The 12,725-nt window shown below is 65.1% G+C and carries 9 protein-coding genes; 3 read left to right on the top strand and 6 right to left on the bottom strand.

Translation table 11 applies throughout. The annotated features are described in order from the left end of the window. Positions 1 to 270: 270 nt before the first annotated feature. The 5 genes from aat to trxB all read right to left on the bottom strand — a co-directional run bounded on the left by aat (position 271) and on the right by trxB (position 5,198). Entirely contained in the window at positions 271 to 1,002 is a 732-nt protein-coding gene (gene aat, locus AC3G2C_RS18305; RefSeq protein WP_488386066.1) for a leucyl/phenylalanyl-tRNA--protein transferase, read from the bottom strand. 170 nt (positions 1,003 to 1,172) lie between these two features. After that, a complete protein-coding gene (locus AC3G2C_RS18300) occupies positions 1,173 to 2,093 on the bottom strand; it encodes an alpha/beta fold hydrolase (RefSeq protein WP_488386065.1) in 921 nt (306 codons plus the stop codon). Between the two features lie 330 nt (positions 2,094 to 2,423). Beyond that, entirely contained in the window at positions 2,424 to 3,560 is a 1,137-nt protein-coding gene (locus tag AC3G2C_RS18295; protein ID WP_488386064.1) for a GNAT family N-acetyltransferase, read from the bottom strand. 18 nt (positions 3,561 to 3,578) lie between these two features. Further along, complete coding sequence (locus AC3G2C_RS18290; RefSeq protein ID WP_488386063.1) at positions 3,579 to 4,232, bottom strand: DsbA family protein; 654 nt, start codon at positions 4,230 to 4,232, stop codon at positions 3,579 to 3,581. After that, on the bottom strand, positions 4,233 to 5,198 hold the full coding sequence (gene trxB, locus AC3G2C_RS18285; protein ID WP_488386062.1) for a thioredoxin-disulfide reductase: 966 nt from the start codon (positions 5,196 to 5,198) through the stop codon (positions 4,233 to 4,235). 607 nt (positions 5,199 to 5,805) lie between these two features. Here trxB and AC3G2C_RS18280 point away from each other — a divergent pair. The 3 genes from AC3G2C_RS18280 (at position 5,806) to AC3G2C_RS18270 (ending at position 9,562) form a co-directional block, all read left to right on the top strand. After that, positions 5,806 to 8,130, top strand: coding sequence for a DNA translocase FtsK (locus tag AC3G2C_RS18280; protein ID WP_488386061.1), 2,325 nt, complete (start codon positions 5,806 to 5,808; stop codon positions 8,128 to 8,130). 86 nt (positions 8,131 to 8,216) lie between these two features. Then, complete coding sequence (gene lolA, locus AC3G2C_RS18275) at positions 8,217 to 8,876, top strand: outer membrane lipoprotein periplasmic chaperone LolA (RefSeq protein ID WP_488386060.1); 660 nt, start codon at positions 8,217 to 8,219, stop codon at positions 8,874 to 8,876. An 8-nt stretch (positions 8,877 to 8,884) separates the two neighbouring features. Next, positions 8,885 to 9,562 carry a YoaK family protein gene (locus AC3G2C_RS18270; protein ID WP_488386059.1) on the top strand — a complete coding sequence of 226 codons (678 nt, stop codon included), beginning with the start codon at positions 8,885 to 8,887 and terminating at the stop codon, positions 9,560 to 9,562. A gap of 24 nt (positions 9,563 to 9,586) precedes the next feature. Here AC3G2C_RS18270 and AC3G2C_RS18265 read toward each other — a convergent pair whose 3' ends face one another. Then, positions 9,587 to 12,643, bottom strand: a complete 3,057-nt coding sequence (locus tag AC3G2C_RS18265) for a ligand-binding sensor domain-containing diguanylate cyclase (RefSeq protein WP_488386058.1) — start codon at positions 12,641 to 12,643, stop codon at positions 9,587 to 9,589. Positions 12,644 to 12,725: the final 82 nt, after the last annotated feature.

Genomic DNA, 12,725 nt, shown 5'->3' with positions numbered 1-12,725 from the left:
CCTCCGTGCGCACGTCGGTGACGGGTTCTGCTTTGAGGCAAAAACGAATCTTTTGATCTGCTCGGTGCTGCTAAAGGGCCTCGTACTCTCGGGCAACTCAGAAATGGCGCCGATGGATGATGCCATGTCCTACCCGATGGGCGAGAGATCATCGTGAGTGCGATGTGGCCGGTGATGCTTGTAGCCGCATTGCCATTCTTCGGCCATCCGTCGGCAGTTGGCGAGTGTGGTGCAGAGGAGGTAATGGAGCGCTTTGGCTCGCAACGCCACTCAATCGCCGCGTGAGCCTTCCAGTTGGGCCAGGTGCGTGTACCTGGCCCAGCTGCCGGGCTGACCGGGGAGGTGGGTAAGCTCGGAGATCATGCGAAGGAACTGGGCGCGGGGGTATTCCACTGCGCCCAGTTGCAGTAGATGCGGATTGGTCACCTGCGCGTCAATCAGCGGAAAACTCCAGCCACGCAACAACTGCGCCAGGGCGGCGAGAGCCGCGCGCGAGCCACCGCTTTCTCTACTGAACATCGATTCGCCGCAGAACAGGCGTCCCACGGCGATGCCATAGATGCCTCCCACCAGCGTGTCGCCGTTCCACACCTCCACGCTGTGGGCATGTCCGAGCTGGTGCAGGCGCGTGTAGGCCTCGATCATGGTGGGCACAATCCAGGTGCCGGCCTGGCCGGGGCGGGGCGCTGCGCAGGCCTCCACCACCTGTTCGAAAGCATGGTCAACGGTGATGCGCCAGGACACCTGCGCAAGCCGCCGACGCAGTGTGCGATTGATGCCGAGCGCGCCGGTATGGAATACGCAGCGAGGGTCGGGTGACCACCACAGCAGTGGCTCGTCTTCGTTGAACCAGGGAAAGATGCCCTGCGCGTAAGCGGCCAGTAGCCGGCGTGGCGACAGGTCGCCGCCAAAGGCCAGCAAGCCGTTGGGCTCCTGCAATGCCTTGCGCGGATCGGGGAAATGGTCCGGCTTGGCCGAATCGAGCAAAGGCAATCGGATCATCGTGACATGGGTGCGCTCGGGTTCCAGGGGCGCCGGCGAGGCCGCGACGGCGCGGCGGGCACGAAAAGTAAGCCTGATTGCAGCTTGGTGGGCAAGTACTGATGCGCGGACGGCGTCGTCACCGGAGAGGCGACGACGCCGTGTGGCGCATGGTGCGAGCGACAGGTTTGTTACAGCGTGTGCAGGTAATCGTTGAGCACCTGGCGGAAGCGTTCGGGTTGATCGAGCATGACAAAGTGGCGGGCGGGCGCGATCGACACCACCTTGGCGTCAGGAGCGTCGCTGAGCAGCTGCCGGTAATAGTCGGCCTTTTGCTGCTCGCTGAATTGCATCGGCGGCTTGCTGAAATCCGGCGCGTAGTACGGTGAGATCTCAAGGATCGGCATCTGCGCCTGCTTGAGCCCGGGTCGATAGTCCGCTGCCATGTCCTCGGCCATGTAGGCCGCGGTCGCCTTGGCGTCGCTGCGTGCGTTGAGCGCGGCATAGCGTTCCGCCAGGGCGGGATCGATCACGCCGACCGTCTTCATATAGGCCAGGGTGCTGGCATGGAACTCGTCCGGTGTGGCATTGCCCATCTGGGCGCGGATGCCCTCGGCGGCGGCTTTGCGCTGCTCTGGCGTCATGCGATCCATGCCGGGGAGGATGGGCAAGCCATCCACGGCCACCACGCCGGCGATGCGCTGCCCATGTTCGCCAGCAAAGCGAAGGGCCAAGGTGCCGCCCAGGCTGTGGCCGACCAGTACGGGGTGGTCGAGCTTCTGTTGGTCGATCAAGGCCAGCAGCGCGCTGCTGGCCTGGTCCAGCAAGTGTGCATTGTCCTTGGGCGCGGGCATGCCGTCGAAGCCGGCCAGGGTGACCGCGTAGACCACATGATTCTTTTCAAGGTCGGCGATGGTGCGCTCCCATACCCAGGGGCCGCCCTCCAGGCCGGGAATGAGGATGATCGGTCGACCATGGTCGCCGTGGCGCTCGGCCTTCAGCGTGCCGACTTGGACCGTGGTGGGCGCAGCGGCCCAGGCCGGGGTCGCCAGCGCGGCGGCCAGGGTGAGCCAGGGGAGCGCCAATCGGCGGAGTGTTGCGAATCCTTGCATGACGGGAATCCTCGGAGGGAAGGAGTGCGCGACAAGGGAAGGTCTGATTAATCGACTTCTTGTCCGTCATTCCTGCGGAAGCAGGAATCCAGTGCCTTTACATTCATAGATTTACAGGCACTGGATCCCAGCTCTCGCCCCCTTTTTGGGGTTCGCTGGGATGACGATCAAAATCAGAGTTTCCCAAGCGGACGGTTGCAGCCGCCTTATCGCGGCCGGCGGCGAGGGCCGCGGCGGTAGGCATCGTGCCAAGGAGCGTGGGGTGGGCCGAGCCCGTGTCGTCATCGATCGTCCCTGACACCTGTCAGATGCCGGGATAGTTCGGTCTGCTCAAGACGTGTGAGCGTAAGGGCTGTGATCGAGCAGATCCCGCGCGTAGTCATCCATGGCTTCCGCTTCGCGTCGAAGCGCGGCCGCGACCGCGGCACGGAAGCCTTCGTTCACCAGCAGGTGACGCGAATGGGTGCGTACGGGGAGGAAGCCGCGCGCGAGTTTGTGCTCGCCCTGCGCGCCAGGCTCGAAGCGTTGCAACCCGCATGCGATGGCATGCTCGATGCCCTGGTAGTAGCACAGCTCGAAGTGCAGGCCGGGGACGTCGTCGGTCGCACCCCAGTAGCGGCCGTACAGGCAATGGCGGCTTTGCATGAACAGCGCCATGGCGACGATGTCGCCGTGACGTCGAGCCAGTGCGACATGGGTGACATCGCCCAGGCTCTGCCCGAACTCCTGAAACATCGCACGGGTCAACGCGGCATGGTTGCCTTTGGCATCGAACGTGGCCTCGTATAGCGCATGAATGCGCTGCCACTCGTGCGTATGCAAGGTATGGCCTGGGCGCATCTCGATGTGCAGGCCGGTTGCAGCCACATGGGCGCGTTCCTGCCGGATGTTTTTTCGCTTTTTGTGGTTGAGGGCGGCGAGAAAATCCGCGAAGTGCGCGTAGCCGCGGTTGTGCCAATGGAACTGCACATCCGAGCGCGCCAGCCAGTGGGCGTCGAAGGCGGGCAGGTCCTCCGGCAACAGGAAGTTGGCGTGCACCGAGGAAATGTGGTGTTGCTCGGCAAAGCGCGCCATCGCCTGCACCAGCCACTGCCGGCGAGTGGCGGCCTGCGCGTCGCTGCCTGCCAGCAGGCGCGGACCGGGCACTGGAGAGTAGGGCGCGGCGTTCAGTAGCTTGGGGTAGTAATCGCCGCCGGCGCGCTCCCAGGCGCTGGCCCAGCTCCAGTCGAACACGAACTCGCCGTGTGAATTGCCCTTGACGTACAACGGCGCGGCGGCGATCAGGCGGTCGTGCTCGTAGAGGCCCAAGTGATGCGCCTGCCAACCCCAGTCGGGCTGGATGCAACCGGTGCGTTCGAGCGCGGCGAGGAAGGCATGCGAAACGAAGGGGTTATCGTCGGGTCGCAATGCGTCCCACGCCGCGGCAGGAATGTCTTCAATACGGGAGTGGAAGCGCGCTTCGATCATCGTGGACGCGGCGGCGCCTCAATGCACCGCCGGCAGCAACGCGGCGATGCGGCCGACAAACGCCTCCGGCCGACCGTAGTCGTGATGATGGGGCAGGCGCTGCATGCGGCCGCCCACTTCCAGGGTCAGCGTGGGGAAGCCGTGTCCACCCACCGCACCCAGCAGGCGGCGACTGCCTTCGATGTGCTCGATCGACTCGGTACCGTCAGTGCGAGTGAGTGCCGCGGCGAACGCGGTGTCATCCAGACCAATCTGCTCGGCCAGTTCGCCAAGCACCGAGGGCTCCACTACGCGCAGGCCGCGTTGGTAATGCGCGTTCTGGATGGCGACGAGCATGGCATAGGCCTTGCCGGCATCCAGCGATTGGGTCGCGAGGATGGCGGCAATCGGCGGCAGCGAGTACAGCACCGTATCCGGTTCGGCCAACAGGCCTTCCAGATACGGCTTGCCGAAAGGTTGCCCACTCAACGAGGCGATGCGCTCGTCCGAATGGGCGATGTGCTCGGCCAGGTCGCCATCGAGTTGACGGGGCTCGTCGAACAGGCCGCCGCCATGCAGCGCGAGCGCCACGCGGTCGCCGAGGGTATCGACGACCGCGCTCACCAGCGGCTGCGCGGCATAGCACCATCCGCACAGCGGGTCATGGATGTAATGCAGCGTGGCGACGCTCATTCAGGAGGCCGGGCCCTGCTGGTCCAGCCAGCGCTCGGCATCCAGCGCGGCCATGCAGCCGAAGCCGGCGGAGGTGACTGCCTGGCGATACACGTGGTCGGCCACGTCGCCGGCGGCGAACACGCCCGGCACCGAGGTCATGGTGGCCATGCCGTTGAGGCCGCTGCGGATCTTGATGTAGCCGTCGTGCATGTCGAGCTGGCCGTCGAAGATGCCGGTGTTGGGCGTGTGGCCGATGGCGACGAAGAAGCCGGTGACCGAGAGCTCGCGCGCGGCGCCGGAATTCACGTCCTTCACGCGCACGCCGGTCACGCCGGACTGGTCGCCCAGCACCTCGTCCACGGTGCTGTTCCAGATCAGCTCGATCTTGCCGGCGGCGGCCTTTTCGAACAGCTTGTCCTGCATGATTTTCTCCGCGCGCAGTTTGTCGCGGCGATGGATCAGGTAGACCTTGCTGCAAATGTTGGACAGGTACAGAGCCTCTTCGACGGCGGTGTTGCCGCCGCCGATCACGGCCACTTCCTGCTCGCGGAAGAAGAACCCATCGCAGGTGGCGCAGGCGGACACGCCGCGACCCTTGAAGTGCTCCTCGCTGGCAATGCCCAGGTATTTGGCGGTGGCGCCGGTGGAGATGATCAGCGCATCGCAGGTGTATTCGCCCGAGTCGCCCTTCAAGCGGAACGGACGCTGCTTGAGGTCCACGCTGTGGATATGGTCGAACACCATCTGGGTTTCGAAACGCTCCGCATGCTGCGCCATGCGCTGCATCAGCTCCGGACCCTGCACGCCCTTGTCGTCGCCCGGCCAGTTGTCCACCTCGGTGGTGGTCATCAGCTGGCCACCCTGCTGCAGGCCCGTGATCAGGGTCGGCTTGAGGTTGGCGCGCGCTGCATAGACGGCGGCGGTGTAACCGGCGGGGCCGCTGCCCAGGATCAGCAGACGGCTGTGCTTGGTGGCTGTATTCATGCGTTCCTTCTATCCGCCGTGAGGGCGGTGGTGTTCGTGGGTTCGGATGGATGGAATGGGGTGTTTGCCCGCAAAGGACAACCCGGCATCTGCCATTGTTACGCAGACGGTGCGGCAGATGGGGGCGCGGTGGTGGCTTTTCACCCCCTGGCCTGGCTATCTCATTGAGTTTTCTGGTATTGGCTTGACGCCGGCCAGGGGCGGCTGCTGCCCCTGGCCGGGCGTGCGCGGTTCTGTCGCGATCGCTACGGCGCCGGGCGTTGGGGCGCGTCGGCATGCGTAGGGATGGGGCATCGCACGTAGCCAGGCGGACGCTTTGGCATGCCGATGCGTGCTCCGTCGCGGATCGCGCCGGAGAGCCGCGATAGACCTCGTCGATCAGGCACTCTGCCGGTATGCTTGCTCCCGTGCGGCAGAGGCGTTCGGCGACGACACGGCGCTACGTCATCTGCTTGCGCCGGGGGCATCGAGTGTCGATGGCGGTGAGTCGGTTCATCCAGCGCTCAAGGGTATGAACTATGGTCTGCCTGCCGTCACGGCGGATGTATGAAAGAGCGGGCGCTCCAGGCCGCCTGCTCACCAGCTCGACGAATGGAAAAGGATCACGGTGGCGCGTAGCGCGAACGTCAAGAAGGAAAAGCAGAGCGAAGGCCTCAGCGAGGAGCTGAAGCGCCGCCTGCGCGAGGCCGGCGCATTGCTGTTGGTGCCGTTGGCGCTGTATCTGCTGGTTTGCCTGTTCAGTTACAACGATCAGGACCCGAGCTGGGGCCACGTTGGCACGGTCGATCACGCGCGCAATTTCGGCGGTGCGGTGGGCGCCAACATCGCCAACGTGCTGCGCTACATCTTCGGCGTGGTCTCGTACTGCTTCCCGTTGCTGTTGCTGGGCCTGGGCATCCAGGTGCTGCGCCATCGTGGCGAGCGCAGCGTGCAACCGTGGGAGCCGTCCCTGCGCTTGATCGGTTCGGTGTTCTTTTTCATCACTGCGCCGGCCCTGCTGTATCTCAACTTCAATGAGCCGGTGCTGCCCCAGGGCGTGGGCGGCATCATCGGCATGTGGGTGGGCCGCGGCCTGTTGCATGCGCTGGGCGACAAGGGTGCGCCGCTGTTGCTGCTGGCCTTGTTCTTGGTGGCCGTGACGCTGGCGACCGGGTTGTCCTGGTTCCGCGTGATGGACGTGACCGGGCAGGGCGTGTTGCGCCTGGCTGGCTGGTTCGGCGGCAAGCTGCGCGAGGCGCCGGAAGTGATGGCCGCGCGCCAGGCGCGCGCCGAACGCGACGTGGTGAAGAAAACCGAAGCCGTCAAACAGGCCAAGCGCGAGCCGGTGCGCATCGAAACACCGCCGGCGCCGGTGGTGAAAAGCGAGCGCGCCAAGCTGGAAACGCAGATTCCGCTGTTCAGTGGCGCCTCCATGCCGGGCGAACTGCCGCCGCTGTCCTTGCTGGATGAAGCGCCGCCGCAGGGTCCGGGCTATTCGGAAGAGACGCTGGAAGTGCTCTCCCGCCAGGTGGAGCTCAAGCTCAAGGACTTCCGCATCGAGGCCAAGGTGGTCGGCGTCTATCCCGGCCCCGTCATCACTCGTTTCGAGCTGGAGCCTGCCGCTGGCGTGCGCGGCTCGCAGGTATCGAGCCTGGATAAGGACATCGCTCGCGGCCTGTCCGTGGTGAGCGTGCGCGTGGTGGACGTGATCCCGGGCAAGAACGTGATCGGCCTGGAAATCCCCAACGCCAAGAAGCAGATCGTGTACCTCTCGGAGATCCTGCGCTCGGAGAAGTACGACCAGCTCAAGTCGCCGCTGGCGCTGGCGTTGGGCAAGGACATTGCCGGCCGTCCGTCCGTGGCCGACCTGGCCAAGATGCCGCACTTGCTGGTGGCCGGTACCACCGGTTCGGGCAAATCCGTTGCGGTGAACGCGATGGTGCTGAGCCTGCTCTACAAGAGCAGCCCCAAAGACGTGCGCATGATCATGATCGACCCCAAGATGCTGGAGCTTTCGGTCTACGAAGGCATCCCGCATCTGCTGGCGCCGGTGGTGACGGACATGAAGGAGGCCGCCAACGCCCTGCGCTGGTGCGTGGCCGAAATGGAGCGTCGCTACAAGCTCATGGCCGCGGTGGGTGTGCGCAACCTCGCCGGCTTCAACAAGAAGGTGAAGGAGGCCGAGAACGCCGGCCAGCCGCTGCTGGACCCGCTGTTCCGCCCCAACCCCGACATGCCCAACCTGGCGGCCGAACCGCTGGAGCCGCTGTATCACATCGTGATCATCATCGACGAGTTCGCCGACATGATGATGATCGTGGGCAAGAAGGTCGAAGAGTTGATCGCCCGCCTGGCGCAGAAGGCGCGCGCCGCAGGCGTGCACCTCATCCTCGCCACGCAGCGCCCGTCGGTGGACGTGATCACCGGCCTCATCAAGGCCAATATCCCCACGCGCATCGCCTTCCAGGTGTCCAGCAAGATCGACTCGCGCACCATCCTCGACCAAAGCGGCGCCGAAACCCTGCTGGGCCACGGCGACATGCTCTACCTGCCGCCGGGTACGGCTACGCCGGACCGCGTGCACGGCGCCTTCGTGGACGACCACGAAGTGCACAACGTGGTGAACTGGCTCAAGGCCCAGGGCGCACCGCAGTACATCGAAGGTGTGCTGGAAGAGGTGCAGGCCACGGCCGATGGCAAGTTCATCAACGACTCGGGCTTGCCGCAGGAGGGCGAGGAAGGCGGCGATGCCGATGCCCAGCTCTACGACAAGGCGGTGCGCATCGTCACCGAGTCGCGACGCGCCTCGATCTCCGGCGTGCAACGCCACCTGCGTATCGGCTACAACCGCGCCGCCCGCCTCATCGAGCAAATGGAGCAGGACGGCGTGGTGAGCGCGCCGCAGCACAACGGCAATCGCGAAGTGCTGGCGCCGCCGCCACCCAAGCATTGAGATCGATCCGCCCTCGCGCAGGCGCCAGTAGCCATTAAGCTAGGGCGCCTCACACTTCTCCAGATCGCCGTTACGACAGGGCCACCATGAAGCGCTTCGTTCTCCTTGCCACCGCCGCCGTCGCGTTTTGCCTGGGCGCTGCCGCCCATGCGGCTGGCCCCGCCCGTACCCGGCTCGATGCGTTCGCCAATGGCCTGCACTCGCTCTCTGGCAAGTTCAGCCAGACCCTGACCGATGCCAACGGCCGCCCGGGCAAGACCAGCAACGGTACCCTCGCGCTGGAAGCACCGCGCCAGTTCCGCTGGGAAACGCTGGCGCCATCCAAGCAGACCATCGTGGCCGATGGCAGCCGCGTGTGGCTGTACGACCCCGACCTCGAACAGGTCACCGTGCGCGTGCAAAGCGCCGAAGAGTCGCATAGCCCGCTGACCGTGCTGACCGACGTCAAGCAGATGGACAAGGATTTCAACGCCGTGGAGCAGGGTGAGCACGATGGCTTGGCCTGGCTGCGCCTGACCTCCAAGGCCAAGGACCCGCAGTTCGACTACGCCGACCTTGGCTTTGACGCCAATGGCCTGGCCCGCATGGTGTTCCGCGACCAGCTTGGCGCCGTCACCGATATCCGTTTCTCGGGCTGGCAGCGCAACGTGCCGATTGCGCCGGACACCTTCAACTTCGTGCCGCCCAAGGGCGCGGACGTCATCGGCGATTTGCCGGTGATCACCACCCAGCCGATCAAGAACTAAGTTTCGCCGTGCTGCGCCAACTCCCGCGTTGGGCCTGGTTCGGCGGCGGTTTGCTGGCGCTGATCGCTGGCTGCGTCAACGCGGTTGGCTATCTGTGTTTCCGGCATCAGCCGATTACCCATCTCACCGGAACCAGCACCGAGCTTGGCCTGGCGCTGGCCCGGCTCGATGTCGGTGAGATATCGCATTGGGGGCTGGCCATCGCCTCGTTCCTCGCTGGTGCGGTGCTTAGCGGCTACATCGTGCAGCAGAGCACGCTTCAGCTGGGTCGTCGCTATGGCGTGGTGTTGATGCTGGAGTCGGTGCTGCTGTTTGCCGCCACGCCCCTGATTCACGATGGCCGCGATGTGGGCCTCTATCTCGCATCGATGGCCTGCGGCCTGCAAAACGCCATGGTCAGTACGTATAGCGGCGCCACGTTCCGCACCACGCATCTCTCGGGGATATTCACCGACCTTGGCATCTACCTCGGCCAGCGCCTGCGCGGGCTGACGGTGGATATGCTGCGCGTGCACGTCTGTTTGTTGGTCGCCAGCAATTTCATCGTTGGCGCCACGCTGGGCACGCTGGGGTTTCTGCATTGGCAAGAGCGCGTGCTGTACGGTCCGGCGGCGATCACGGGGTTGGCAGGGATGGGCTACGCCATCTATCGGCATCGCCTCTTGCGCCAGGTATCGGGCGGCTGAGTCAGGCCGCGCGTCGAGGGCGTTTCACTCCGCCGCCATCGAGCGGTTGCGACCGGCATGCTTGGCGTCGTACAGGGCGCGATCGGCGCGCGAGAGCCACTGCGACAGGGTTTCGCCCGCCCGCCATGAAGCCACGCCCACGCTGGTGGTCATGGTGATGCGGCGACCTTCGTAGACGATAGGCGTCGTGGCCAGCGCATGACGGATGCGTTCGGCCACCGCCATGCCTTGCTCCAGGTTGCCGCCGGGAAGGCACACGACCATTTCCTCGCCGCCATAACGTCCCAACAGATCGCCCTCACGGCATTGCGCCAACATGACCCGGCTGCACACGCGCAGCACCTCATCGCCGGCCAGGTGTCCATAGTCGTCGTTGATCTGCTTGAAGCCATCCAGGTCCAACAGCGCAATGCTGGCGTCACCCTCTTGCGAAACCTGCCGCACGCCTTCGGCCAGTTCCAGGAACCGGCGGCGATTGAGCAGTCCGGTAAGTCCGTCGGTGCTGGCTAGCTCGTCCAGGCGTTTGTTGGCGCTCACCAGATCACGCGTATGCATGTCGATCTGCTGTTGCAGCTCGCGTGCTTTGCGGTGCAGGTAGAGCGTGCGCAATTGCACCACACCGATCAACAGTGCCATGAAAAGCGCCACGGCGCCGATCATGGCGGTGACGGTTTCGTACCATCGCGGCTCAGCGCTGACGCCCACCAGGGTTTCGTAAACGTGGGGCCGCATGCCCTGGGTACGCGCGCGCAAATGCAGGCGATAGTCGCCATGAGGCAGGTTGGTGTAGATGGCCGAGGGCAGGCTGCCGCGAGGTACTTCGATCCAGTCCTCATCGAAGTCGTCCATGCGGTAGCTGTAGATCGTATCGGTGGGCGACTGGTAGTCGAGCAGCGAAAAATCCACGCGCAGACTGCGGTTGTGCGGCCCCAGGTGCAACGATTCGCCAGGCCGGGGCAGCTTGCCGAATGGCATCGGCAGCCCATTGGCCGTGGCATAGGTGACGGCCAGCACCGGATCCGATGTTTCGGGCGGGCGCCAGCCGGGACGGATCACCGTGAGGCCGCCCAGTCCGCCAAACAACAGTTCGCCACCGGGCGCGCGGGCCGACGCGGCGTATACATAGCTGGCAATGCGCAGACCATCGCGTGCACTGAGGTTGTGCACCGTGTGGGTGTCGCCGTCGATCATCGAGATGCCGTTGGGCAGGCTGACCCAGGGGTTGCCCTGGTCGTCGGTCTGCACCGCGTTGACGTTCTCGCTGCTCAAGCCCTGGGCCACGCTAATGGTGCGGAAGCGGTACGGGTCACCGGGCCCGCGCGGCTCGAGCATGGCCAGGCCGCCATACGTGCCCACCCAGAGGCCGCCTTGGGCATCGTCCGCTACCGCACTGACGAGATTGTTGGGCAGGCTCGTCGGGTCGGCAGGGTCGTTGGTAAGGTTGATAAAGCCGTGAGTCTGCAGAATATCCGAGGCCACGCTGATGCCATGGCTGGTGACGTACCAGATGGCGTTGCCGAACTGGGCAATGCGGCGCACCGTGTTGCTGCTCAAGCTGCCCGGGTCGTTGGCCTGATGCTCGAAGTGGACCAGCGCGTGCGTGCGCAAATCGTAGCGATAGACGCCGTCATAGGTGCCTACCACCAGCTCCTGGCCCTCCGTGAGCAAGTGCAGCACCGGCTTGTCTTCCAGCGCGGGCAGCACGGAGTTTTGTACCTGCAACATGTCGGGCGAGATACGCGCCAGCCCTTGCGTGCCTACCCAGATGCTGCCATCGGGCGCTTCGGTGAAGGTTTGCACGTCGCGCCGCGTCTGGCTGCCGCCAAGTTGCAGGTGGTGAATGGTTGCGTGCTCCAGGTCGATCATGTCGATGCGCCCCGCGCTCATGCCCAGCCAAATACGTCCGCGCGTGTCTACATAGATGCCACGCACATTGGTGTTGGCGAGCGAGCGGTCCTCGTGGGCGGAGGGGAGCAGTGCGAAGGCCGTGCGGGCATTGGGCGTATGCCGCGCTATGCCCAGGTCGGTAGCGACCCAGACGTTGCCGGTGCGGTCCTGCAGCAGCGCACGCACGGAATCGCCCGGTAGCGTGGAAAGGATCGCGGGGTCGTGGGCAAGCGTGCGCACTCCGCTGCCGCCCGGCGTATAGGCGAGCACGCCATCGCCATCGGTGCCCAGCCATATCGTGTCGGGCGCCACCTCCAGCACATCGCGCACCGTGGCGCGGCGCTCTTGTCCGGGGAGATAGCCGCTGAAGCCCGCGACCGTCTGCCAATGCCCTTCGGCATCGCGATACACCGCGCCAGAGCGGGTGCTGCCCACCCACAGACGCCCTTCGCGGTCCTCGTACAACGCCCAGATGCCGTCGTTGAGGACGCTCTCGATGTCGCCGTTCGGGCGCGATGGGCGTACGAACGCCTTGGTATTGGCGTAGCGCACGAACAGGCCGTTGTTGCTGCCCAGCCAGAGGTTGCCCTTGCTGTCCTTGAGCGCGCTGAAGTTCCTCACCGAGGGCCCGTTGCCGGTGGGAATGGACGTGATGCGGTCGGTCTGCAGATCCAGGCGATCCAGGCCAGACTCATTGGCGATGAGCACCCCGCCGGCATGGTCCGGGCTGAGTGCGTAGATCTTGCGGTCGCTGGTGCCGCCCTTGCCGACAGGGTAATGCTTGAAGCGATTGGTGGCGGGGTAGAAGCGGGCCAGCCCGCCGCCATTGGTGCCTACCAGCAGGCTGCCGTCGGGCAGGGCGAGCAAGTTGCGTACATAGGCATCCGGCAGGCCGCCGCCAGCCTCGTTCACCGTGAACACCTGCATGCGGTAGCCGTCGTAGCGCACCAGTCCACTCATGGTGCCGATCCACAGCAGGTTGCGTTGGTCCTGCGCGATGGCGGTGGTGATCGAATGAGGCAGGCCATCGCCCACGCCCAGTCGGTCGAACCAGGGGGTGTCAAACGGTGCCCAAGGATCGGCGGCGTGGGCCAGACCACACACCAGCAGCGTCGACAACAGGACCAGCAGCCAGGCAATGCCGCGCCTGGCTAGTGCATGGCCCCGTCGCTGACACGCTTGCATGGTCAACATGGCTTCCACCCCGGAATACCGCCCCTATACGGCCTCTGGGTAGCCATGATACCGGCAGCAGATGACATCCCCTCATGTTCTA

The sequence above is a fragment of the Frateuria sp. sgz306004 genome, assembly GCF_057750885.1.
The sequence above is the reverse complement of the archived record's forward strand: the minus strand, read 5'-3'. Positions and strand labels throughout refer to the sequence as shown.

Excerpts from the sequence above, each read along its gene's own strand:
- aat (WP_488386066.1), bottom strand. The coding sequence starts at position 1,002 with ATGATCCGATTGCCTTTGCTCGATTCGGCCAAGCCGGACCATTTCCCC.
- AC3G2C_RS18300 (WP_488386065.1), bottom strand. The coding sequence starts at position 2,093 with ATGCAAGGATTCGCAACACTCCGCCGATTGGCGCTCCCCTGGCTCACC.
- AC3G2C_RS18295 (WP_488386064.1), bottom strand. The coding sequence starts at position 3,560 with ATGATCGAAGCGCGCTTCCACTCCCGTATTGAAGACATTCCTGCCGCG.
- AC3G2C_RS18290 (WP_488386063.1), bottom strand. The coding sequence starts at position 4,232 with ATGAGCGTCGCCACGCTGCATTACATCCATGACCCGCTGTGCGGATGG.
- trxB (WP_488386062.1), bottom strand. The coding sequence starts at position 5,198 with ATGAATACAGCCACCAAGCACAGCCGTCTGCTGATCCTGGGCAGCGGC.
- lolA (WP_488386060.1), top strand. The coding sequence starts at position 8,217 with ATGAAGCGCTTCGTTCTCCTTGCCACCGCCGCCGTCGCGTTTTGCCTG.
- AC3G2C_RS18265 (WP_488386058.1), bottom strand. The coding sequence starts at position 12,643 with ATGTTGACCATGCAAGCGTGTCAGCGACGGGGCCATGCACTAGCCAGG.